20 protein-coding genes and 1 other annotated feature are annotated in these 22,692 nt (G+C 56.9%); of the genes, 17 read left to right on the forward strand and 3 right to left on the reverse strand.

Annotated features, from left to right (window positions below; all coding sequences use genetic code 11):
• Positions 1–12 precede the first annotated feature (12 nt).
• The 4 genes from dnaA to gyrB are packed head-to-tail and all read left to right on the forward strand — an operon-like array spanning position 13 to position 6,025.
• On the forward strand, positions 13–1,407 hold the full coding sequence (dnaA, locus tag SP99_RS00005; RefSeq protein WP_010426558.1) for a chromosomal replication initiator protein DnaA: 1,395 nt from the start codon (positions 13–15) through the stop codon (positions 1,405–1,407).
• Positions 1,408–1,411: 4 nt separating this feature from the next.
• The gene (gene dnaN / locus SP99_RS00010; RefSeq protein WP_014830028.1) at positions 1,412–2,512 is read left to right on the forward strand and encodes a DNA polymerase III subunit beta; all 1,101 of its coding nucleotides are present in this window, start codon (positions 1,412–1,414) and stop codon (positions 2,510–2,512) included.
• Positions 2,512–3,585 carry a DNA replication/repair protein RecF gene (recF, locus tag SP99_RS00015; RefSeq protein WP_013094779.1) on the forward strand — a complete coding sequence of 358 codons (1,074 nt, stop codon included), beginning with the start codon at positions 2,512–2,514 and terminating at the stop codon, positions 3,583–3,585. The genes dnaN and recF overlap by 1 nt, the downstream gene beginning before the upstream one ends.
• Positions 3,586–3,613: 28 nt before the next feature.
• Entirely contained in the window at positions 3,614–6,025 is a 2,412-nt protein-coding gene (gene gyrB / locus SP99_RS00020) for a DNA topoisomerase (ATP-hydrolyzing) subunit B (RefSeq protein WP_047957396.1), read from the forward strand.
• Positions 6,026–6,058: 33 nt separating this feature from the next.
• Here gyrB and SP99_RS00025 read toward each other — a convergent pair whose 3' ends face one another.
• Positions 6,059–6,994, reverse strand: coding sequence for a LysR family transcriptional regulator (locus tag SP99_RS00025; RefSeq protein WP_047957397.1), 936 nt, complete (start codon positions 6,992–6,994; stop codon positions 6,059–6,061).
• Between the two features lie 108 nt (positions 6,995–7,102).
• On the opposite strand from SP99_RS00025, the gene SP99_RS00030 reads away from it, so the two are divergent.
• From SP99_RS00030 to SP99_RS00065, 8 genes are all read left to right on the forward strand, one after another.
• Entirely contained in the window at positions 7,103–8,128 is a 1,026-nt protein-coding gene (locus tag SP99_RS00030; RefSeq protein ID WP_045285339.1) for a zinc-dependent alcohol dehydrogenase family protein, read from the forward strand.
• A 114-nt stretch (positions 8,129–8,242) separates the two neighbouring features.
• Positions 8,243–9,058, forward strand: a complete 816-nt coding sequence (yidA, locus tag SP99_RS00035) for a sugar-phosphatase (protein ID WP_045285338.1) — start codon at positions 8,243–8,245, stop codon at positions 9,056–9,058.
• A 227-nt stretch (positions 9,059–9,285) separates the two neighbouring features.
• Positions 9,286–9,975: a D-galactonate utilization transcriptional regulator DgoR gene (gene dgoR, locus SP99_RS00040; protein ID WP_003861109.1), complete on the forward strand. Its 690-nt coding sequence runs from the start codon at positions 9,286–9,288 to the stop codon at positions 9,973–9,975.
• Entirely contained in the window at positions 9,972–10,850 is an 879-nt protein-coding gene (locus SP99_RS00045; protein ID WP_047957398.1) for a 2-dehydro-3-deoxygalactonokinase, read from the forward strand. Before dgoR ends, SP99_RS00045 begins: the two co-directional genes overlap by 4 nt.
• Positions 10,834–11,451 carry a 2-dehydro-3-deoxy-6-phosphogalactonate aldolase gene (locus tag SP99_RS00050; RefSeq protein ID WP_047957399.1) on the forward strand — a complete coding sequence of 206 codons (618 nt, stop codon included), beginning with the start codon at positions 10,834–10,836 and terminating at the stop codon, positions 11,449–11,451. Before SP99_RS00045 ends, SP99_RS00050 begins: the two co-directional genes overlap by 17 nt.
• Positions 11,448–12,596, forward strand: a complete 1,149-nt coding sequence (gene dgoD, locus SP99_RS00055) for a galactonate dehydratase (RefSeq protein WP_047957400.1) — start codon at positions 11,448–11,450, stop codon at positions 12,594–12,596. The genes SP99_RS00050 and dgoD overlap by 4 nt, the downstream gene beginning before the upstream one ends.
• A gap of 86 nt (positions 12,597–12,682) precedes the next feature.
• Positions 12,683–14,020, forward strand: a complete 1,338-nt coding sequence (locus SP99_RS00060) for an MFS transporter (RefSeq protein WP_162185037.1) — start codon at positions 12,683–12,685, stop codon at positions 14,018–14,020.
• 51 nt (positions 14,021–14,071) lie between these two features.
• Positions 14,072–15,301, forward strand: coding sequence for a YidR family protein (locus SP99_RS00065; RefSeq protein ID WP_197086095.1), 1,230 nt, complete (start codon positions 14,072–14,074; stop codon positions 15,299–15,301).
• Here SP99_RS00065 and SP99_RS00070 read toward each other — a convergent pair.
• Positions 15,298–15,630 carry a YceK/YidQ family lipoprotein gene (locus SP99_RS00070; RefSeq protein ID WP_025756979.1) on the reverse strand — a complete coding sequence of 111 codons (333 nt, stop codon included), beginning with the start codon at positions 15,628–15,630 and terminating at the stop codon, positions 15,298–15,300. The two genes, SP99_RS00065 and SP99_RS00070, sit on opposite strands and share 4 nt — an antisense overlap.
• Positions 15,631–15,878: 248 nt before the next feature.
• Positions 15,879–15,950: a sequence feature (ROSE (Repression Of Heat Shock gene Expression) occurs in the 5'-region of heat shock genes and acts as an RNA thermometer to modulate expression.), on the forward strand.
• On the opposite strand from SP99_RS00070, the gene ibpA reads away from it, so the two are divergent.
• The 3 genes from ibpA (at position 15,944) to SP99_RS00085 (ending at position 18,739) form a co-directional block, all read left to right on the forward strand.
• Positions 15,944–16,354 (forward strand): small heat shock chaperone IbpA, encoded by a 411-nt coding sequence (gene ibpA, locus SP99_RS00075; protein WP_008500162.1) that lies wholly within the window; start codon positions 15,944–15,946, stop codon positions 16,352–16,354. It overlaps the preceding feature by 7 nt.
• A 136-nt stretch (positions 16,355–16,490) precedes the next feature.
• Positions 16,491–16,919, forward strand: a complete 429-nt coding sequence (gene ibpB / locus SP99_RS00080) for a small heat shock chaperone IbpB (protein ID WP_047957402.1) — start codon at positions 16,491–16,493, stop codon at positions 16,917–16,919.
• A 158-nt stretch (positions 16,920–17,077) separates the two neighbouring features.
• Complete coding sequence (locus SP99_RS00085; RefSeq protein WP_047957403.1) at positions 17,078–18,739, forward strand: putative transporter; 1,662 nt, start codon at positions 17,078–17,080, stop codon at positions 18,737–18,739.
• Here SP99_RS00085 and SP99_RS00090 read toward each other — a convergent pair.
• A complete protein-coding gene (locus tag SP99_RS00090) occupies positions 18,707–19,453 on the reverse strand; it encodes a GntR family transcriptional regulator (protein WP_025756982.1) in 747 nt (248 codons plus the stop codon). The two genes, SP99_RS00085 and SP99_RS00090, sit on opposite strands and share 33 nt — an antisense overlap.
• 222 nt (positions 19,454–19,675) lie before the next feature.
• Here SP99_RS00090 and SP99_RS00095 point away from each other — a divergent pair, with 222 nt between their 5' ends.
• Positions 19,676–21,298, forward strand: a complete 1,623-nt coding sequence (locus SP99_RS00095; protein ID WP_047957404.1) for an alpha-glucoside-specific PTS transporter subunit IIBC — start codon at positions 19,676–19,678, stop codon at positions 21,296–21,298.
• Positions 21,295–22,617 carry a 6-phospho-alpha-glucosidase gene (locus tag SP99_RS00100; protein ID WP_025756984.1) on the forward strand — a complete coding sequence of 441 codons (1,323 nt, stop codon included), beginning with the start codon at positions 21,295–21,297 and terminating at the stop codon, positions 22,615–22,617. Before SP99_RS00095 ends, SP99_RS00100 begins: the two co-directional genes overlap by 4 nt.
• The last annotated feature ends 75 nt before the right edge of the window (positions 22,618–22,692 follow it).

Raw genomic sequence — 22,692 nt, forward strand, 5'->3', positions numbered from 1 at the left:
GTGGAGTCCGCCGTGTCACTTTCGCTTTGGCAGCAGTGTCTTGCCCGATTGCAGGATGAGTTACCAGCCACAGAATTCAGTATGTGGATCCGCCCGTTGCAGGCGGAACTGAGCGATAACACGCTGGCTTTGTATGCGCCAAACCGTTTTGTGCTCGATTGGGTAAGGGACAAGTACCTTAACAACATCAATGGACTGCTGAACGATTTCTGCGGGTCAGATGCCCCACAGCTGCGCTTTGAAGTAGGCACAAAGCCGGTTACCCAAACCGTTCGTGAAACCGTCAATGTGGCAGCGCCTGCCCAGGCCGCTCCCGCGCCAGCGCCTCGTGTCGCGCCTGCTCGTCAGGGCTGGGATAACGTCCCGGCACCGGCTGAGCCAACCTACCGCTCTAACGTTAACGTGAAACACACGTTCGATAACTTCGTTGAAGGTAAGTCGAACCAGCTGGCGCGCGCGGCGGCTCGCCAGGTTGCTGATAACCCGGGTGGGGCCTATAACCCGCTGTTTCTTTATGGCGGCACGGGTCTGGGTAAAACCCACCTGCTGCATGCGGTGGGTAATGGCATTATGGCGCGCAAGCCAAATGCCAAAGTGGTGTATATGCACTCCGAGCGCTTCGTTCAGGACATGGTTAAAGCCCTGCAAAACAATGCGATCGAAGAGTTTAAACGCTACTATCGTTCCGTTGACGCGCTGCTGATCGATGACATTCAGTTCTTTGCCAATAAAGAACGATCGCAGGAAGAGTTTTTCCACACCTTCAACGCCCTGCTGGAAGGCAATCAGCAGATCATTTTGACCTCGGATCGTTATCCAAAAGAGATCAACGGTGTTGAAGATCGTCTGAAATCCCGCTTCGGCTGGGGCCTGACCGTGGCGATCGAGCCACCGGAGCTGGAAACCCGCGTTGCGATCCTGATGAAGAAAGCCGATGAAAACGACATTCGCCTGCCGGGTGAAGTGGCGTTCTTCATTGCCAAGCGTCTGCGCTCCAACGTGCGCGAGCTGGAAGGGGCACTGAACCGCGTTATCGCCAATGCCAACTTCACCGGTCGTGCAATCACCATCGATTTTGTGCGTGAAGCGCTGCGCGATTTGCTGGCATTGCAGGAAAAACTGGTCACCATCGACAATATTCAAAAGACGGTGGCTGAGTACTACAAGATCAAAGTGGCTGATTTACTGTCTAAACGTCGTTCCCGCTCGGTGGCGCGTCCGCGTCAGATGGCGATGGCGCTGGCAAAGGAGTTAACCAACCACAGTCTGCCGGAAATCGGGGATGCGTTTGGTGGCCGCGACCATACGACCGTGCTGCATGCGTGTCGCAAGATTGAGCAGTTACGCGAAGAAAGCCACGACATAAAAGAAGATTTTTCCAATCTAATCAGAACATTATCATCGTGACGCTATGAAATTTACCGTTGAACGTGAACATTTATTAAAACCGCTGCAACAGGTGAGTGGCCCATTAGGTGGCCGCCCAACGCTGCCTATTCTCGGAAACCTGCTGCTTCAGGTCGCGGACGGTACGCTGTCGCTGACCGGTACAGATCTGGAAATGGAAATGATCGCACGCGTTACGTTGACGCAGCCGCACGACGCAGGCGCGACCACGGTTCCGGCACGTAAATTCTTTGATATCTGCCGTGGGCTGCCGGAAGGCGCTGAAATCGCTGTGCAGCTTGAAGGCGACCGTATGCTGGTGCGCTCTGGCCGCAGTCGTTTCTCGCTCTCCACGCTGCCCGCTGCGGACTTCCCGAACCTGGACGACTGGCAAAGTGAAGTCGAATTCACCCTGCCGCAGGCGACGATGAAGCGTCTGATTGAAGCCACGCAGTTCTCGATGGCGCATCAGGACGTTCGTTACTACTTAAACGGCATGCTGTTCGAAACCGAAGGTGAAGAGCTGCGTACCGTGGCCACTGACGGCCACCGTCTGGCGGTCTGTTCTATGCCGATTGGTGACGCGCTGCCCAACCATTCGGTGATCGTGCCGCGTAAAGGGGTGATTGAGCTGATGCGTATGCTCGACGGCGGCGATACGCCGCTGCGCGTGCAGATCGGCAGCAACAACATTCGCGCGCATGTGGGTGATTTTGTCTTCACATCGAAGCTGGTTGACGGTCGTTTCCCGGATTATCGCCGCGTATTGCCGAAGAACCCGGACAAAACGCTGGAAGCAGGTTGCGACAGCCTCAAGCAGGCGTTTGCCCGCGCGGCCATTCTCTCGAACGAGAAATTCCGCGGCGTGCGCCTGTACGTCAGTGAAAATCAGATCAAAATCACCGCTAACAACCCGGAGCAGGAAGAGGCAGAAGAGATTCTGGACGTCACCTACGCCGGCGCAGAGATGGAAATCGGCTTTAACGTCAGCTACGTGCTGGACGTGCTGAATGCGCTGAAATGCGAGAACGTGCGCATCCTGCTGACCGATTCCGTATCAAGCGTACAGATTGAAGATGCCGCATCACAGTCGGCTGCCTATGTTGTCATGCCAATGAGACTGTAATGTCGCTCACCCGTCTGTTGATCCGCGACTTTCGCAATATCGAAAGCGCGGATCTCGCTTTATCCCCTGGCTTTAACTTCCTGGTTGGCGCCAACGGCAGCGGCAAAACCAGCGTGCTTGAGGCCATCTATACGCTCGGCCACGGTCGGGCGTTTCGCAGTTTGCAGATTGGTCGCGTCATTCGCCACGAACAGGAGTCTTTTGTTCTGCACGGGCGTTTGCAGGGCGAGGAACGGGAGACCGCCATCGGCCTGACCAAAGACAAGCAGGGCGACAGCAAGGTGCGCATCGACGGTACCGACGGCCACAAGGTGGCGGAACTGGCGCTGCTGATGCCGATGCAGCTGATTACGCCGGAGGGGTTTACTTTACTCAACGGCGGCCCCAAATACAGAAGAGCGTTCCTCGACTGGGGATGCTTTCACAACGAAGCCGGTTTCTTTAATGCCTGGAGCAACCTGAAGCGCCTGCTTAAGCAGCGTAACGCCGCATTGCGCCAGGTGACGCGCTACGCCCAGCTGCGCCCGTGGGACATGGAACTCATTCCTCTTGCGGAACAAATCAGCCGCTGGCGTGCCGAATACAGCGCAGGTATTGCCGAAGACATGGCCGACACCTGCAAACAGTTTTTACCCGAATTCTCTCTCACCTTCTCCTTCCAGCGCGGCTGGGAGAAAGAGACGGATTATGCCGAGGTGTTAGAGAGAAACTTCGAGCGCGACCGCATGTTGACCTACACCGCGCACGGCCCGCACAAGGCGGATTTCCGCATTCGTGCCGACGGTGCGCCGGTGGAAGACACGCTGTCGCGCGGGCAGCTCAAGCTCCTGATGTGCGCGCTGCGCCTGGCGCAGGGGGAGTTTCTCACCCGTGAGAGCGGGCGACGCTGCCTGTACCTGATAGATGATTTTGCCTCGGAACTTGACGACGCGCGTCGCGGGCTGCTTGCCAGCCGCTTAAAAGCCACGCAGTCGCAGGTTTTCGTCAGCGCCATTAGCGCTGAACACGTTATGGACATGTCGGACGAAAATTCGAAGATGTTTACCGTGGAAAAGGGTAAAATAACGGATTAACCCAAGTTGAAATGAGCGAGAAACGTTGATGTCGAATTCTTATGACTCCTCCAGTATCAAAGTCCTGAAAGGGCTGGATGCGGTGCGTAAGCGCCCGGGTATGTATATCGGCGACACGGATGACGGCACCGGTCTGCACCACATGGTATTCGAGGTGGTAGATAACGCTATCGACGAAGCGCTCGCGGGTCACTGTAAAGACATTATCGTCACTATCCACGCCGATAACTCCGTTTCCGTACAGGATGACGGCCGTGGCATCCCGACCGGTATTCACCCTGAAGAGGGCGTGTCCGCTGCAGAAGTGATCATGACCGTTCTGCACGCCGGCGGTAAGTTCGACGATAACTCCTATAAAGTCTCCGGCGGCCTGCACGGCGTAGGTGTTTCCGTGGTAAACGCCCTGTCGCAGAAACTGGAACTGGTTATCCAGCGCGAAGGCAAAATTCACCGTCAGATCTATCAGCACGGCGTGCCTGAAGCCCCGCTGGCCGTGACCGGCGAGACCGAAAAAACCGGTACGATGGTGCGTTTCTGGCCAAGCCTTGAAACCTTCACCAACGTGACCGAATTCGAGTACGACATTCTGGCGAAACGCCTGCGTGAACTGTCGTTCCTGAACTCTGGCGTCTCAATTCGCCTGCGCGACAAACGCGACAACAAAGAAGACCACTTCCACTACGAAGGCGGTATTAAGGCGTTCGTTGAGTATCTGAACAAGAACAAAACGCCTATTCACCCGAATATCTTCTACTTCTCCACCGAAAAAGACGGTATTGGCGTGGAAGTGGCACTGCAGTGGAACGACGGTTTCCAGGAAAACATCTACTGCTTCACCAACAACATTCCACAGCGTGACGGCGGTACCCACCTTGCAGGCTTCCGTGCGGCGATGACCCGTACCCTGAACGCCTACATGGACAAAGAAGGTTACAGCAAAAAAGCGAAAGTCAGCGCCACCGGTGACGATGCCCGTGAAGGCCTGATTGCTGTTGTCTCCGTGAAAGTGCCGGATCCGAAGTTCTCCTCTCAGACCAAAGACAAGCTGGTCTCCTCAGAGGTGAAATCGGCGGTTGAACAGCAGATGAACGAACTGCTGAGCGACTACCTGCAGGAGAACCCGAACGACGCGAAAATCGTTGTCGGTAAAATCATTGATGCAGCACGTGCTCGTGAAGCGGCGCGTAAAGCCCGTGAAATGACGCGTCGTAAAGGCGCGCTGGACCTCGCGGGTCTGCCGGGCAAACTGGCTGACTGTCAGGAACGTGACCCGGCGCTGTCCGAACTGTACCTTGTGGAAGGGGACTCCGCGGGCGGTTCTGCGAAGCAGGGCCGTAACCGTAAGAACCAGGCGATTCTGCCGCTGAAGGGTAAAATCCTTAACGTTGAGAAGGCGCGCTTCGACAAGATGCTCTCTTCTCAGGAAGTGGCGACGCTGATCACCGCGCTGGGCTGCGGCATTGGCCGTGACGAATACAACCCGGACAAGCTGCGCTATCACAGCATCATCATCATGACCGATGCGGACGTCGACGGCTCTCACATCCGTACGCTGCTGTTGACCTTCTTCTACCGCCAGATGCCGGAAATCGTTGAGCGTGGCCACGTCTACATTGCTCAGCCGCCGCTGTACAAGGTGAAAAAAGGCAAGCAGGAACAGTACATTAAAGATGACGATGCGATGGATCAGTACCAAATCGCTATCGCGCTTGATGGTGCGACCCTGCACGCGAACTCCAGCGCACCAGCACTGGCGGGTGAACCGCTGGAGCGTCTGGTGTCTGAGTTCAACGCCACGCAGAAAATGATCGGCCGTATGGAGCGTCGTTATCCGAAAGCGCTGCTGAAGGAGTTGGTCTACCAGCCAACCCTGACCGAAGCCGATCTGAGCAGTGAACAGGCCGTTACCCGCTGGGTGAACACCCTGGTGAGCGAGCTGAACGAGAAAGAGCAGCACGGTAGCCAGTGGAAATTTGATGTTCAGCAGAACGCCGCTCAGCAGTTCGAGCCGATTGTTCGCGTGCGTACCCACGGCGTCGACACCGACTACCCGCTGGAGCACGAGTTCGTGACCGGCCCGGAATACCGTCGCATCTGCACGCTCGGCGAGAAGCTGCGCGGGCTGATCGAAGACGATGCGTTCATTGAGCGTGGCGAGCGCCGTCAGCCGGTAGCCAGCTTCGAGCAGGCGCTGGACTGGCTGGTGAAAGAGTCCCGCCGTGGTCTCTCCATTCAGCGTTATAAAGGTCTGGGCGAAATGAACCCGGATCAGCTGTGGGAAACCACCATGGATCCGGAGAGCCGCCGCATGCTGCGTGTCACCGTCAAAGACGCGATTGCGGCTGACCAGCTGTTCACAACGCTGATGGGCGATGCGGTGGAACCACGTCGTGCCTTCATCGAAGAGAACGCGCTGAAAGCGGCAAATATCGATATTTAATCGTTGTCATACTGCTTTACTCAGGCCGCGCGTTTAGCGCGGCTTTTTTATGGGCGCAGGCATTTCCTGCGACAGCACTGACGGTAAACGGCTGGCGAGCGTATCGACGGCAATTCTGACTCTCAGCGGCAGATGCGGCGTCTGTTGCCAGACCGCATGCACGTCGAAGCGCAAATCCGGTGCCTGCTTTAACAGCGGGACGAGTTTTCCCTGATGAATTTCCCGGCTGGCCATCCAGCAGGGCAACCATGCAATGCCGTGTCCGGCCAGCGCCGCGTCGCAGATCGCCTGCAAGTCATCCATATTGAGTGATGAGCGGGGGGTAAAGGTGTGCGAGGCCCCTGCGTTATCCATCAGTTGCCAGGGTAGCACTCTGCCTGCCCGCAGATAGTTAATGGCCGCATGGTGGGGCAAATCAGCCACCGTTTCAGGCTGACCTCTTTTCTGCAGATACTCCGGCGCGGCGCACAGCACCATGCGGTGTTCTCCCAGTCTTCTGGCGACCAGAACGCTGCTGTCCTGCAGCGTGCCGTTGCGTACCGCCATGTCAAACCCTTCCTCGACAAGATCCACCACGCGGTCGCTGAATGACATTTCGAGCTCAAGCCCGGGGTGTTCCTGCGCCAGGTCTATCAGCAGCGGGGCGACGCACTGGCGACCAAACAGCACCGGCATAGCAACACGCAGGCGGCCGCTGACCTGCTGTTTCCCTGTTTCCAGCAGCGATTCTGCGCCGCGGATTTCTTCCAGCGCGCGCAGGCAGCGCTCGTAAAAAAGGGCGCCGTTATCAGTCAGGCTCTGGCTGCGGGTCGTGCGCTGAAACAGGCGTACCCCCAGCCGCTCTTCAAGGCGAGCGATGCTTTTTCCGACCGCTGAGCGTGACAAATGCAGACGGATAGCGGCCTGCGCAAAACTTCCCGCCTCAACGGCGGCCACAAAAACAGGAATATCCTTCAGTGTATCGGTCATAGATTGTATCTATTCAGTCATCAATTAAGAGAAAACTTATCGCCACTGGCGATCTTTCGTCAACGGTAGACTGTAGTCCTGACACTTATTGGATGGCAGGAGAGAAAAATGACAGAGACAATGCAACGCTGGTCGATGAACGCCCTTGGGCGCGAAAGCCTCAAACTTATTCAGGAGCCTGTTCCCGAGCCAGGCCCGGGTGAAGTGCGCGTAAGGGTGAATGCCGTTGCGCTCAACTATCGCGATAAAATGGTGATTGAAGGCACTATGCCGATCCCGCTTTCCTTCCCGTTTACGCCGGCCTCGGACATGGCGGGGGTGGTGGACAGCACGGGGGAAGGCGTCACCCGTTTCCAGCCCGGCGCTCGCGTTATTTCCACCTTTTTCCCTGAGTGGTTCGACGGTAAGCCGCAGGCGGACGCACGCAATCTGCCCTATAAAACGTCCGGCGGCTACTTCCAGGGCATGCTGGCTGAGTATGTGATTGTGAAGGAAGATGCGCTGGTGGCCGCGCCGGAAACCCTGGATGACGCAGAGGCCAGCACCTTACCGTGCGCCGGGCTTACGGCGTGGTTCGCGCTGATCGAGCGTGGAAACTTGCGCGCCGGGCAAACGGTACTGGTACAGGGCACAGGTGGGGTGGCGATTTTCGCACTGCAAATTGCAAAAGCGCACGGCGCAGAGGTGTTTGTCACGTCGGGAAGTGATGAAAAACTGGCGCGGGCTAAAAATCTGGGGGCCAGGCAGGGCATCAACCGCCTGAAAGGCGACTGGGCTGAAACGACGCTGGCACTGACGCAGGATCGCGGTATCGACCATATTATTGAAACCGTGGGCGGGGAGAACCTGAAGCATTCCCTGCGCGCCGTAGCCGTTCATGGACGGATATCGGTCATTGGTGTGCTGGCGGGGGCGGAGATTTCATTGTCTGCTGGCGAGCTGTTGCTGAAATCTCCGGTCATTCAGGGGATTGGCGTGGGACATCGCCGGGCGCTGGAGGATTTTGTCCGGGCTGTTGATGTCACGAGTCTGAAGCCGGTCATTGAGCACCGCTACCGCTTTGATGAACTTGAACAGGCGCTCGACCATCTCGATCGCGGCGCGTTCGGTAAAATCGTTCTCACCCGCGAGTAAGTCATCATTCCCCCGGGATGCGTAAAAGGGGTATTCCTGTTGCGCAATGTAGCTCTATTTTTGTGTGCTTAATCGCGTTAGCATGAGGCAGCACTCATTTATCCCGGGGAACTCATGGCTATTAAACTCATTGCAATCGATATGGACGGCACGCTGCTGCTGCCAGACCACACTATCTCTCCAGCTGTTAAAAACGCGATCGCCGCGGCACGCGCAAAGGGCGTGAATGTGGTCCTGACCACGGGGCGTCCGTACGCGGGCGTACACAGCTACCTGAAAGAGTTGCATATGAATCAGCCTGGCGACTACTGCATTACCTATAACGGCGCGCTGGTACAAAAAGCCGCGGATGGCAGTACGGTTGCGCAAACTGCACTGAGCTATGACGACTACCTGTTCCTGGAAAAATTGTCCCGTGAAGTGGGTTCCCACTTCCATGCGCTCGATCGCAATACGCTCTATACCGCCAACCGTGATATCAGCTACTACACGGTACATGAATCCTATGTTGCGACCATTCCGCTGGTGTTCTGCGAAGCCGAGAAGATGGATCCGGCGACCCAGTTCCTGAAAGTGATGATGATCGACGAACCCGAGATCCTGGATAAAGCGATTGCGCGCATTCCGGCCGAGGTGAAAGAGAAGTACACCGTGCTAAAAAGCGCGCCGTACTTCCTCGAAATCCTCGATAAACGCGTCAATAAAGGCACGGGGGTAAAATCGCTGGCCGACGCGCTGGGCATCAAACCTGACGAGATCATGGCGCTGGGCGACCAGGAAAACGACATCGCGATGATTGAATTCGCAGGCATGGGCGTGGCGATGGATAACGCCATTCCGTCGGTGAAAGAGGTTGCTAACTTTGTTACCAAATCCAACCTCGAAGACGGTGTGGCCTACGCGATTGAGAAATTTGTACTGTCCCGGTAACACATTGCCCGCAATCATCAGCCTCGGTTATCAACCGGGGCTTTTTTTGGCCCTGAGTTTATTGAATTGTTCTTTTTGTGATCTGGATTGTAGTACAACATTAATTGATTGTACTACATTACCAGCACAGCAAAGGCGAAAGGCTTCACGTTTGTACTGCAAAAGTGAGGCGAAATTCAGCGGTCGCGGTAAAGTAGTGATGGACTTACAGAGCACAAGGACTCTCCATGACGCTGAACAAAACCGACCGCATTGTCATCACGCTGGGCACTCAGATTGTGGGTGGCAAATACGTTCCCGGTTCGCCGCTGCCAGCAGAGGCTGAACTGTGCGAGGAGTTTGAAACTTCACGCAACATTATCCGGGAAGTGTTCCGCTCGCTGATGGCGAAGCGGTTGATTGAAATGAAACGCTATCGCGGCGCGTTTGTTGCCCCGCGTAACCAGTGGAACTACCTCGATACCGATGTCCTGCAGTGGGTGCTGGAAAATGACTACGACCCGCGGCTTATCGGTGCGATGAGTGAAGTACGAAACCTGGTCGAACCCGCCATCGCCCGCTGGGCAGCAGAGCGCGCAACGTCAGGCGATCTGGCGCAGATTGAGTCAGCGCTCAACGACATGATCGCCAATAACCAGAACCGGGAAGCGTTCAACGAGGCGGATATTCGCTATCACGAGGCGGTATTGCAGTCGGTGCATAACCCGGTGTTACAGCAGCTTAGCGTGGCGATCAGCTCGCTACAGCGAGCAGTATTTGAACGTACCTGGATGGGCGATGAGGCCAACATGCCGAAAACGCTTCAGGAACATAAAGCGCTGTTTGATGCGATACGGCATCAGGACGGCGATGCGGCAGAGCAGGCAGCACTCACCATGATTGCCAGCTCGACACGAAGGCTGAAGGAAATCACATGACATCACGCTACATCGCAATTGACTGGGGATCGACCAATCTGCGCGCCTGGCTATACCAGGGCGAGCAGTGCCTGGAGAGCAGGCAATCAGAAGCAGGCGTTACGCGTCTGAACGGGAAATCCCCCGAGGCGGTGTTAGCTGAGGTGACACAAAACTGGCGCGATGGCGCGACGCCGGTGGTGATGGCGGGAATGGTCGGCAGTAACGTGGGCTGGAAGGTTGCGCCTTATCTGCCTGTTCCTGTCCATTTCTCCGCTATTGGCGAGCAGTTAACGTCCGTTGGCGACAATATCTGGATTATTCCCGGTTTGAGCGTCTCGCGTGATGATAACCACAACGTGATGCGCGGCGAAGAGACGCAGCTGCTCGGCGCGCGCACGCTTTCTCCTTCTTCTGTCTATGTGATGCCGGGTACGCACTGCAAATGGGTGCAGGCCGACACGGAGCAAATCCACGATTTTCGCACTGTAATGACCGGCGAGTTACACCATTTGCTGCTCAATCATTCTCTGGTGGGCGCTGGCTTACCCGAGCAGAAAACGTCCCCGGAGGCCTTTACCGCCGGTCTTGAGCGCGGCCTCGCTTCGCCTGATGTTCTGCCGTCTCTTTTTGAAATCCGCGCCTCGCACGTGCTGGGAACCCTCCCGCGCGAGCAGGTCAGCGAGTTTCTTTCCGGCCTGCTGATTGGCGCTGAAGTCGCCAGCATGTGTGATTTTGTTGCGCAGGGGCAGGCCATCACGATTGTTGCAGGGTCATCGTTGGCTTCACGCTACGAGCAGGCTTTACGCCGCGCAGGGCACGACGTCTCAACGGTATCCGGTGACACGGCATTTCAGGCAGGAATAAGGAGCATCGCTCATGCAGTGGCAAACTGATCTTCCCCTTATCGCGATTTTGCGCGGTATCACGCCCGATGAGGCATTAGCCCATGTCGGGGCGGTTATCGATGCCGGGTTCGACGCGGTAGAAATCCCGCTCAACTCGCCGGATTGGGAAAAAAGCATCCCGGCAGTGGTGGAAGCGTTTGGTGATAAGGCGCTGATTGGCGCGGGGACCGTGCTAAAACCGGAGCAGGTGGACAGGCTGGCAAAGATGGGCTGCAAGCTTATCGTCACCCCCAACATTCATCCCGAGGTGATTCGTCGCGCAGTGGGTTACGGCATGACCGTCTGCCCGGGATGCGCCACGGCCACAGAAGCCTTTGCCGCTCTCGATGCGGGCGCACAGTCGCTCAAAATTTTCCCGTCGTCGGCCTTTGGCCCGGATTACATCAAAGCGCTGAAAGCGGTCTTACCCGCCAGCGTGCCGGTCTTTGCCGTGGGCGGCGTCACGCCAGAAAACCTGGTGCAGTGGATAAAAGCAGGCTGTGTGGGCGCGGGGCTGGGCAGCGATCTCTATCGCGCCGGGCAGTCCGTGGAACGTACCGCGCAGCAGGCGGCAGCATTTGTGAAAGCGTATCGAGAGGCAGTGCAATGAAAATAACCAAACTTACCACTTACCGTTTACCCCCGCGCTGGATGTTCCTGAAAATCGAAACCGATGAAGGTGTTGTCGGCTGGGGTGAGCCGGTGATCGAAGGCCGTGCGCGCACGGTTGAAGCCGCCGTGCACGAGCTGGGAGAATACCTGATTGGCCAGGATCCTGCGCGCATCAACGACCTGTGGCAGGTAATGTATCGTGCCGGTTTCTACCGTGGTGGCCCGATCCTGATGAGCGCCATCGCCGGTATCGACCAGGCGCTGTGGGATATCAAAGGCAAAGTGCTGAATGCCCCGGTCTGGCAACTGATGGGCGGCCTGGTGCGCGATAAAATCAAAGCCTACAGCTGGGTGGGCGGCGATCGCCCCGCGGAAGTGATCGACGGCATCACGCAGTTGCGCAACATTGGTTTTGACACCTTCAAGCTCAACGGCTGTGAAGAGATGGGTGTGATTGACAACTCGCGAGCGGTCGACCGCGCGGTGAATACCGTGGCGCAAATCCGTGAAGCCTTCGGCAACGAGATTGAATTTGGGCTGGATTTCCACGGACGCGTCAGCGCGCCGATGGCGAAAGTGCTGATTAAAGAGCTGGAGCCGTATCGCCCGCTGTTTATTGAAGAGCCAGTGCTGGCCGAGCAGGCTGAGTACTATCCGAAACTGGCAGAACAGACGCACATTCCCATCGCCGCGGGTGAACGCATGTTCTCGCGCTTCGAGTTTAAACGTGTGCTGGAAGCGGGCGGCATTGCGATCCTGCAGCCGGATCTCTCCCACGCGGGCGGCATCACCGAATGCTACAAAATTGCCGGAATGGCAGAAGCCTACGATGTGGCGCTGGCACCACACTGTCCGCTCGGGCCGATCGCGCTGGCGGCCTGTCTGCACGTAGATTTTGTCTCCCGCAATGCCGTGTTCCAGGAGCAAAGCATGGGCATTCACTATAACAAGGGCGCGGAGCTGCTCGACTTTGTGAAAAACAAAGAAGACTTCAGCATGGAAGGCGGTTTCTTTAAACCGTTAACGAAGCCGGGCCTGGGCGTAGAAATTGACGAAGCCAAAGTTATTGAGCTCAGTAAAAACGCGCCAGACTGGCGTAACCCGCTGTGGCGTCATGAGGACGGCAGCGTAGCGGAGTGGTGATCGCCCTCCCGTAGGCCCGGTAAGCGAAGCGCCACCGGGCAAAAAAACATACATACAAAACTATAACCCTCTGTAAATTACAGGGCATGGTGAGCGGCTTCGCTATGCCCAAAATCTGGAGACAGATTGCGATGGATATTCCAGTTACTGCTGCAAAAATCGGGCGTCGCCGCTACCTGACGCTCATCATGATCTTTATTACCGTGGTCATTTGCTATGTCGACCGCGCCAATCTTGCCGTAGCATCGGCTCATATTCAGGAAGAGTTTGGTATCACCAAAGCGGAAATGGGCTACGTCTTCTCGGCATTTGCCTGGCTTTATACGCTCTGCCAGATCCCCGGCGGCTGGTTCCTGGACCGCGTGGGGTCACGTCTGACTTACTTCATCGCCATTTTAGGCTGGTCCGTGGCGACCCTGTTCCAGGGTTTCGCGACCGGGCTGATGTCGCTGATTGGCCTGCGCGCCATTACCGGTATTTTTGAAGCACCAGCATTCCCGACCAACAACCGCATGGTGACCAGCTGGTTCCCGGAGCATGAGCGTGCTTCTGCCGTGGGCTTCTACACCTCCGGGCAGTTTGTTGGCCTGGCGTTCCTGACGCCGCTGCTCATCTGGATCCAGGAGCTTCTGAGCTGGCACTGGGTGTTTATTGTCACCGGCGGGATCGGCATTATCTGGTCGCTAATTTGGTTTAAGGTCTACCAACCTCCGCGGCTGACCAAAAGCATCACTAAAGCCGAGCTGGACTACATCCGCGATGGCGGCGGTCTGGTGGATGGCGATGCGCCCGTGAAAAAAGAGGCGCGCCAGCCGCTCACCAGAGCGGACTGGAAGCTGGTCTTCCATCGTAAGCTTGTGGGGGTGTATCTGGGCCAGTTTGCGGTCACGTCGACGCTGTGGTTCTTTCTCACCTGGTTCCCGAACTACCTGACGCAGGAGAAAGGGATCACCGCGCTGAAGGCGGGCTTTATGACCACCGTACCGTTCCTTGCGGCCTTCTTCGGGGTACTGCTTTCGGGCTGGCTGGCGGACAAACTGGTGAAAAAAGGCTTCTCGCTGGGGGCTGCGCGTAAAACACCGATTATCTGCGGGCTGCTGATCTCAACGTGCATCATGGGCGCCAACTACACCAACGATCCGGTATGGATTATGACCCTGATGGCCGTGGCGTTCTTCGGAAACGGTTTTGCCTCCATTACCTGGTCGCTGGTGTCGTCGCTGGCACCGATGCGTCTGATCGGCCTGACCGGTGGCGTGTTCAACTTCGTTGGCGGGCTGGGCGGGATCACCGTGCCGCTGGTCATCGGTTACCTGGCGCAGGATTACGGTTTTGGCCCGGCGCTGGTCTACATCTCCGCCGTGGCATTGATCGGTGCGCTCTCCTACATCCTGCTGGTAGGCGATGTTAAACGAGTAGGCTAATTCTTCCGGATGTTTTACCCTGATGCGAAAACCGCGCATCAGGGTATCTTCATGAAACAAATCACCTTCGCTTCCCGTAACCACCAGCTCACCAATATCAATACCTGGACGCCGGACAGCCAGTGGCTGGTCTACGACGTGCGCCCGTCAGGCGCGTCGTTCACCGGTGAAACCATTGAGCGGGTTAACGTCCATTCGGGCGAGGTGGAGGTGATTTATCGCGCCACAAACGGCGCGCACGTTGGCGTGGTGACCGTTCATCCCGCACAAGAGAAATATGTCTTTATCCACGGCCCGAAAAACCCGGACGCAGACTGGCACTATGATTTTCACCATCGCCAGGGGGTGATTGCGCATCACGGCCAGGTGAGCAATCTGGATGCGATGGATATCACCGCGCCTTACACCGCAGGCGCGCTGCGCGGCGGCACCCATGTTCATGTCTTTAGCCCGAACGGGCAGTTCGTCAGCTTTACCTATAACGACCATGTGTTGCATGAGCGCGATCCAAAGCTCGATTTACGCAACGTCGGCGTGGCTGTGCCTTACGGCCCGGTGAAGCCGAAGGGGAACCATCCACGGGCGTATTCGGGCACCTTCTGGAGCGTGCTGGTTAGCCGCACGACGCCCAAGCCGCAGCCAGGCAGCGATGAGATCAACCGCGCCTACGAAGAGGGCTGGGTAGGCAACAGCAGGCTGGCGTTTATCGGTGACACCCTCTCCGCACAGGGCGAAAAAGTGCCTGAACTGTTTATTGTCGATTTGCCAGAAGACGAACAGGGCTGGAAACGTGCGGGCGATGCGCCGCTACAGGGCACGCCGGCAACCCTGCCCGCTCCGCCTGCAGGCGTGAAGCAGCGTCGTCTGACCTTTACCCATCAGAACCGCTATCCGGGGCTGGTGAACGTGCCGCGTCACTGGGTGCGCAGCAATCCGCAAGGAACGCAGATTGCGTTCCTGATGCGCGATGATAACGGTATCGTGCAACTGTGGCTGATCTCCCCCGAGGGCGGCGAGCCGCGCCAGTTAACGCATACAGAAAACGGTATCCAGTCGGCATTTAACTGGCATCCTTCGGGCAACCGCCTGGGATTTGTCATGGAAGATCGTATCGCCTGCTGCGACGCACGGACCGGAGAGGTGACGTTTTTGACGTCCGATCACGGCAATCCACCGTCTGCTGATGCGGTGGTGTTTTCGCCAGACGGGCGCTTTATTGCGTGGATGGAAGAGACAGGCGGTTTCCGTCAGCTTTGGTTAACGGAAACCGCGCAGAACTAGCGTGGAGGCATTTCCGCGGGCGGGATAACGGCGTTTGTCGCCAGATTTTCCTGCTCGCTTTTTTCTACCCGTGAGCGCACAGAGTCGTCCTTACGAAATATATCCCACGGCAGCAGAAGCGTATCTGCCACAGCCGTAAACGGCATATCGAGGATAACCAGGGATTTGGTGCCCCAGTTGGTATCGTCATCGGAGATCATCGCCGCGCTGGCGCGCGTCCCCGGATATGTTCCTTCTTTACCGCCGGTGTGAGACATCACGCTCGAACACCCGCAAAGTAAAACTACCCCGCTGAACGTCGTCAGCTTTATCAGAACATTTTTCATCATCACTCAGTCATCGTTAATGGCACTGCATAGACCTGCAACTCAGGGTTATAGCGAGCCTTATCCAAAATGGATAGCCCGATACCCCCGCACTGTGGCAGCCATCGCAATTTAACCCTTTGTGCTGTTGTCCCAGTCTAAGCGAGATGCACAAAAGTGCAAAAAAAAGTGCAGTTGTCGTGCTTGAAAAGCCCGGTTGCAGACCCATTTTATGAATGTGGCCCGATAACGAACACGCCTGATGGGTGTTCGGGGGCGCAAAGGCCTGTCCATGGTGGAAGGCACTATTTTCTCGCTGATTTCAGGAGTTTTATTTATGCGTAACTTCGATCTTTCTCCGCTATACCGTTCTGCAATTGGTTTTGATCGCCTGTTTAACCATTTAGAAAATAACCAAAGCCAGAGCAACGGCTACCCTCCTTACAATGTTGAGCTGGTTGACGAAAACCACTACCGCATCGCCATTGCCGTCGCCGGTTTTGCAGAAAACGAACTGGAGATCACCGCGCAGGACAACCTGCTGGTGGTGAAAGGTTCCCATACGGCTGAGCAGAAAGAACGTACCTACCTCTACCAGGGCATCGCCGAGCGCAACTTTGAACGCAAGTTCCAGTTAGCCGAGAACATTCACGTGAAAGGCGCGAACCTGGTTAACGGCCTGCTGTTTATCGAACTGGAACGTGTGATTCCGGAAGAGAAAAAACCGCGTCGTATCGAAATTAACTAATTTTGCGGGTCGCACGAGCGGCCCACCCAGACTTGCTTGCCGTAACGGGAGCATATGCGAATCCATCAGGATTTGCAGGAACAACTGCGCACAAAATTAAACTGTGCCGAACTCGCTTCTCAGAAGGAGATTTAGTATGCGTAACTATGATTTATCCCCCTTACTGCGTCAGTGGATTGGTTTTGACAAACTGGCGAATGCCCTGCAAAACACCGCTGAGCAACAGACGTTTCCGCCGTACAACATCGAAAAAAGCGACGATAACCACTATCGCATCACCCTGGCGCTGGCCGGCTTCCGTCAGGAGGATCTGGATATCCAGCTTGAAGGCACGCGCCTGACCGTTAAGGGTACGCCGGAAAAACAAGAGACCGAGACCAAATGGCTGCATCAGGGGCTGGTTAATCAGCCGTTTAGCCTGAGCTTTACTCTGGCAGACCATATGGATGTAACCGGCGCAACGTTTACTAACGGGCTGCTGCATATTGATCTGACCCGTAACGTGCCGGAAGCTATCGCGCCGCAGCGTATCGCCATTAGCGACCGACCGGCGTTGAACAGTTAAGAGTGTGCGGGCTGATGCCCGATCCTCTCCCAAAGGGAGAGGGAGTAAAGATAAAGCCCTGCCCCGGCAGGGCTTTTTTGTGCGCCATCGCCCATACAACCGCCCCCGGCTCTGAGAGAATCCTTAACATAACTAAGGTTATGCTAAGGAAGGGGATCATGAGTGATATCGCGTTAACCGTCAGCGTGTTGGCCCTGGTCGCCGTCGTTGGGCTATGGATTGGCAACGTCAAAATCCGCGGCGTCGGGTTTGGTATTGGCGGGGTGCTGTTTGGCGGTATTTTTGTCGGGCACTTCGCCGACAAGCTCGGGCTGGTCCTCAGCGCCGAAATGCTCCACTTTATTCAGGAATTTGGCCTGATCCTGTTTGTCTATACCATTGGCATTCAGGTGGGGCCGGGCTTTTTCGCTTCCCTTCGGGTCTCCGGACTACGCCTCAACCTGTTTGCTCTCGCGATTGTGGTGATGGGGGGGCTGGTGACCGCGCTTCTGCATAAACTTTTCGCAATCCCGCTTCCCGTGGTGCTGGGTATTTTCTCCGGGGCGGTGACCAACACGCCTGCGCTCGGCGCGGGACAGCAAATCCTGCGTGATTTGGGTATCGAACCTGGCATTGTTGACCAGATGGGGATGAGCTATGCCATGGCCTATCCGTTTGGCATTTGCGGCATTCTGCTCTCCATGTGGCTGGTACGCGTCCTGTTTCGCATTAACGTCGATAAAGAGGCGAAAGACCACGAAACCACGCTCACCAACGGCCATATGCCGATCAAAACCATCAATATTCGGGTCGATAACCCCAATCTGAACAATATGGCGATTCAGGACGTGCCGATCCTGAACAGCGCCAACATTATCTGCTCGCGCCTTAAGCGCGACGATATGCTGATGGTGCCCGCGCCGGGCACCATTATTCAGCAGGGGGATCTGCTGCACCTGGTCGGCCAGCCCGGCGATCTCAACAACGCGCGGCTGGTGATCGGTCAGGAAGTGGACACCTCGCTCTCCACCCGCGGCACCGATATGCGCGTGGAGCGCGTGGTGGTAACAAACGAGCATGTTCTCGGCAAGAAAATCCGCGATCTGCAGGTGAAAGAGCGTTACGACGTCGTGATCTCCCGCCTTAACCGCGCGGGTGTGGAACTGGTCGCCAGCCCGGAGGCCAGCCTGCAGTTTGGGGATATCCTTAACTTGGTCGGGCGGCCGTCGTCCATTGACGCCGTCGCGGATATGGTCGGTAACGCTCAGCAAAAACTGCAGCAGGTGCAGATGCTGCCGGTGTTTATTGGTATCGGGTTGGGTGTACTGCTCGGCTCCATTCCGCTGTATGTGCCGGGCTTCCCGGTGGCGCTCAAGCTGGGCCTGGCGGGCGGACCGCTGATTATGGCGCTGATCCTCGGGCGTATTGGCTGCATCGGTAAGCTCTACTGGTTTATGCCGCCGAGCGCCAACCTGGCGCTGCGCGAGCTGGGCATTGTGCTGTTCCTGGCGGTGGTCGGGCTGAAGTCCGGCGGGGATTTTGTCGATACCCTGGTCAGAGGGGAAGGGATGAGCTGGGTCGGCTACGGCATATTCATCACGGCAATCCCGCTGCTGACGGTAGGCATACTGGCGCGTATGTTCGCTAAAATGAACTACCTGACGCTCTGCGGCATGCTTGCGGGCTCGATGACGGACCCACCCGCACTGGCCTTTGCCAATAACCTGCACGCCACCAGCGGCGCGGCGGCGCTCTCCTACGCCACGGTTTATCCGCTGGTAATGTTCCTGCGCATTATCACCCCGCAGCTACTGGCGGTGCTGTTCTGGGGGATGAGCTAACAGGTCGTCCGGGTGGATGCGCCGCAGATGGTAGTCCACCTGGTAATCGCTGGTGTTTCGGAACATGACGGAATAGTTGAGAAACTCGCCGCTGTCGCTGTAGGAAAGGGACGTGATTCGCAGCAGCGGCGTTTGTTCCGGAAGATTCAGATAACCCGCCAGCTGTTTATCCGCCAGCACCGGCGTCAGGCTCTCGTAATTGCCGCTAATGGTGATCCCGCACTCCTTCTCGATGTAATCAAACTTTGACCCTTCAAGATGCGCCAGAGAGAGGTTACGGAACAGCTTCACCGGCATAAAACTGTCCTCCAGCATGAGCGGTTTTCCGTCCACGTAGCGCACCCGCCGGGAAAAGTAGATCCGCTCATCCACCTGAATCCGCAGCTGGCTGGCGATGGCGGGCGGCGCGGGCATCACTTCGAACTGCAACACCTTGCTCTGCACCTCTTTCCCCTGCTGGCGCAACACCTCCACCAGCCCGGTGAGGTTTGTGGTTTCATGGTGAACGTCTTTACGCGCGACAAACGTTCCGCTGCCGTGCCGCCGCTCCACCAGGCCCCAGCTCACCAGCAGATCCAGCGCTTTGCGGATGGTCATTCGCGCCACGCCGAACTCCTGCGCCAGCGCTTTTTCGCCCGGCAACGGGCTGCCGATGTTGTAGTCCGACGAATTCAGCCGCAGCCGCAACCTGTCGGCGATAGATTTGTAGATCACCAGTAGACCTCTCTGCCCTTATCAGGGCGTGGATGGCGTCCTGACATGTCCATATTTACCGCAAAAAGTAGACCTGATTGGTCAAAATAAAACCATGAATGCGATCACGAATCGCAGCGGCACGCCATGTTCGCGCATCAGTAAGTTCTTATGCTCACCTCACGCCAGCAAAAAACCATAAAGGCCTCTCTCCCCTACAGGTTGTTACGTGAGGATTTAAAAATGCTCAGTCAAATACAACGTTTTGGCGGTGCCATGTTTACCCCGGTGTTGCTGTTTCCGTTCGCCGGGATCGTGGTGGGAATCGCCATTATGCTTCGCAATCCGCTGTTTGTCGGCGAAGCCTTAACGGCCCCTGATAACCTTTTCGCGCAGATCGTTCACATCATTGAAGAGGGCGGCTGGGCGGTCTTTCGCAATATGCCGCTGATTTTTGCCGTTGGCCTGCCGATTGGCCTGGCGAAGCAGGCGCAGGGCCGTGCCTGTCTGGCGGTGCTGATTAGCTTCCTCACCTGGAACTACTTCATCAACGCAATGGGCATGACCTGGGGCCACTTTTTTGGCGTCGATTTCACCGCCGAACCGACGGCAGGCAGCGGGCTGGCGATGATTGCCGGGATTAAAACGCTCGATACCAGCATCATCGGTGCCATCATCATTTCGGGCATCGTTACCGCCATCCACAACCGCTATTTTGACAAGCCGCTGCCGGTGTTTCTGGGGATTTTTCAGGGCAGTTCGTTTGTCGTTATCCTCGCGTTTTTCGTCATGATCCCCTGCGCCTGGCTGACGCTGCTGGGCTGGCCGAAAGTGCAGATGGGCATCGAGTCCCTGCAGGCTTTCCTGCGCTCTGCCGGTGCGCTGGGCGTGTGGGTCTATACCTTCCTGGAACGCATTCTGATCCCAACCGGGCTGCACCACTTCGTCTACGGTCCGTTTATCTTCGGCCCGGCGGCGGTAGAGGGTGGGATTCAGGTCTACTGGGCGCAGCACCTGCAGGCGTTTAGCCAGAGCACGCTGTCGCTGAAAACCCTGTTCCCGGAAGGTGGATTCGCGCTGCACGGCAACTCGAAAGTGTTTGGCTCGGTCGGGATTGCGCTGGCGATCTGGTACACCGCCTCACCGGAAAACCGCGTCAAGGTCGCAGGGCTGCTGATCCCGGCCACGCTCACCGCCGTGCTGGTGGGCATTACTGAACCGCTGGAATTCACCTTCCTGTTTATCTCGCCGCTGCTGTTTGCCGTCCACGCCGTGCTGGCGGCCACCATGGCGACGGTGATGTACGTCTTCGGCGTCGTCGGCAACATGGGCGGCGGCCTGCTGGACCAGTTCCTGCCGCAAAACTGGATCCCGATGTTCCACAACCACGCGTCAACGGTGTTCACCCAGATTGGCATTGGCGTCTGCTTCACCGGGATCTACTTCGTGGTCTTCAAAACGCTGATTGCGCGTCTGAACCTGAAAACGCCGGGCCGGGAAGCGAGCGAAATCAAACTCTACAGCAAGGCGGACTATAAGGCGGCGCGCGGGCACACCACCGTCCCGGCAGCGGCCAGCCAGCAGGTCGGACAGGCAGCCGGGTTCCTGCAGGCGCTCGGCGGTGCGGCCAACATCGAAAGCATCAACAACTGTGCTACCCGCCTGCGTATCGCCCTGGTCGATATGGCGAAAACCCAAAGTGATGACGTCTTTAAAGCCCTCGGCGCCCACGGCGTGGTGCGACGCGGCAACGGCATTCAGGTGATTGTCGGTCTGCACGTTCCTCAGGTGCGCGACCAGCTGGAATCGCTGATGAAAACCCCTTTAACGAATGAACAAACTACCCTGACAGAGGCTATATCATGAAAAAATTCTCAGTTGTCATTGCAGGCGGCGGCAGCACCTTTACGCCTGGTATCGTCCTGATGCTGTTAGCCAACCGTGACCGTTTCCCGCTGCGCGCCCTGAAGTTCTATGACAACGACGGCGCACGTCAGGAGACCATCGCCGAAGCGTGCAAAATCATCCTTAAGGAACAGGCGCCGGAGATTGAATTCAGCTACACCACCGATCCGAAAGCGGCGTTTAGTGATGTGGATTTCGTGATGGCGCATATCCGCGTGGGCAAATACCCGATGCGTGAAAAAGATGAAAAAATCCCGCTGCGCCATGGCGTGCTGGGCCAGGAAACCTGCGGACCGGGTGGCATCGCCTACGGCATGCGCTCAATCGGCGGCGTGCTGGAGCTGGTGGATTATATGGAGCAGTACTCCCCGAACGCGTGGATGCTGAACTACTCCAATCCGGCAGCGATTGTCGCGGAAGCGACCCGTCGCCTGCGTCCGAACGCCAAAATTCTTAATATCTGCGATATGCCGATCGGCATCGAAGGGCGCATGGCGCAGATTGTCGGCCTGAAAGACCGCAAAGAGATGCGCGTGCGTTACTACGGCCTGAACCACTTCGGCTGGTGGACGTCGATTGAAGATCTCAACGGTAACGATCTGATGCCGAAACTGCGCGAATACGTCGCTAAAAACGGCTATGTACCGCCGTCTGACGACGCCCATACCGAAGCGAGCTGGAACGATACCTTCGCCAAAGCCAAAGACGTGCAGGCGCTGGATCCGGATACCATGCCGAACACTTACCTGAAGTATTACCTGTTCCCGGACTACGTGGTGGCGCACTCCAGTCCCGAGCGTACCCGCGCCAATGAGGTGATGGATCACCGAGAGAAGCACGTGTTCAGTTCCTGCCGGGCGATTATCGCAGCCGGGAAATCCTCCGCCGGTGAGCTGGAGATTGACGAACATGCGTCCTATATCGTCGATCTGGCGACCGCGATTGCCTTCAATACCCAGGAGCGGATGCTGCTGATTGTGCCGAACAACGGGGCGATCCATAACTTTGATGCCGACGCGATGGTGGAGATACCGTGCCTGGTGGGCCATAACGGGCCGGAGCCGCTCACGGTGGGTGATATTCCGCACTTCCAGAAAGGGCTGATGAGCCAGCAGGTGGCGGTGGAAAAACTGGTGGTAGATGCCTGGGAGCAGCGTTCGTACCAGAAACTCTGGCAGGCGATCACCCTCTCCAAAACCGTACCGAGCGCCTCTGTGGCGAAAGCGATTCTGGATGACCTGATCGAGGCCAATAAGGGGTTCTGGCCGGAGCTGCACTAATCTTCCCGACCGGCATCGCCCGATGCCGGTCTCCTTGTCCTGGTCGATTTACGCTATGCTGAAGCCTGCCTGTAG

Origin of the sequence: Enterobacter sp. BIDMC92 (assembly GCF_001030225.1) — a bacterium.
In the GTDB taxonomy this organism is placed as follows: domain Bacteria; phylum Pseudomonadota; class Gammaproteobacteria; order Enterobacterales; family Enterobacteriaceae; genus Enterobacter; species Enterobacter sichuanensis.

Coding starts and splice junctions, on each gene's coding strand:
- dnaN (WP_014830028.1), top strand. CDS start 1,412: ATGAAATTTACCGTTGAACGTGAACATTTATTAAAACCGCTGCAACAG.
- recF (WP_013094779.1), top strand. CDS start 2,512: ATGTCGCTCACCCGTCTGTTGATCCGCGACTTTCGCAATATCGAAAGC.
- gyrB (WP_047957396.1), top strand. CDS start 3,614: ATGTCGAATTCTTATGACTCCTCCAGTATCAAAGTCCTGAAAGGGCTG.
- SP99_RS00025 (WP_047957397.1), bottom strand. CDS start 6,994: ATGACCGATACACTGAAGGATATTCCTGTTTTTGTGGCCGCCGTTGAG.
- SP99_RS00030 (WP_045285339.1), top strand. CDS start 7,103: ATGACAGAGACAATGCAACGCTGGTCGATGAACGCCCTTGGGCGCGAA.
- yidA (WP_045285338.1), top strand. CDS start 8,243: ATGGCTATTAAACTCATTGCAATCGATATGGACGGCACGCTGCTGCTG.
- dgoR (WP_003861109.1), top strand. CDS start 9,286: ATGACGCTGAACAAAACCGACCGCATTGTCATCACGCTGGGCACTCAG.
- SP99_RS00045 (WP_047957398.1), top strand. CDS start 9,972: ATGACATCACGCTACATCGCAATTGACTGGGGATCGACCAATCTGCGC.
- SP99_RS00050 (WP_047957399.1), top strand. CDS start 10,834: ATGCAGTGGCAAACTGATCTTCCCCTTATCGCGATTTTGCGCGGTATC.
- dgoD (WP_047957400.1), top strand. CDS start 11,448: ATGAAAATAACCAAACTTACCACTTACCGTTTACCCCCGCGCTGGATG.
- SP99_RS00060 (WP_162185037.1), top strand. CDS start 12,683: ATGGTGAGCGGCTTCGCTATGCCCAAAATCTGGAGACAGATTGCGATG.
- SP99_RS00065 (WP_197086095.1), top strand. CDS start 14,072: ATGAAACAAATCACCTTCGCTTCCCGTAACCACCAGCTCACCAATATC.
- SP99_RS00070 (WP_025756979.1), bottom strand. CDS start 15,630: ATGATGAAAAATGTTCTGATAAAGCTGACGACGTTCAGCGGGGTAGTT.
- ibpA (WP_008500162.1), top strand. CDS start 15,944: ATGCGTAACTTCGATCTTTCTCCGCTATACCGTTCTGCAATTGGTTTT.
- ibpB (WP_047957402.1), top strand. CDS start 16,491: ATGCGTAACTATGATTTATCCCCCTTACTGCGTCAGTGGATTGGTTTT.
- SP99_RS00085 (WP_047957403.1), top strand. CDS start 17,078: ATGAGTGATATCGCGTTAACCGTCAGCGTGTTGGCCCTGGTCGCCGTC.
- SP99_RS00095 (WP_047957404.1), top strand. CDS start 19,676: ATGCTCAGTCAAATACAACGTTTTGGCGGTGCCATGTTTACCCCGGTG.
- SP99_RS00100 (WP_025756984.1), top strand. CDS start 21,295: ATGAAAAAATTCTCAGTTGTCATTGCAGGCGGCGGCAGCACCTTTACG.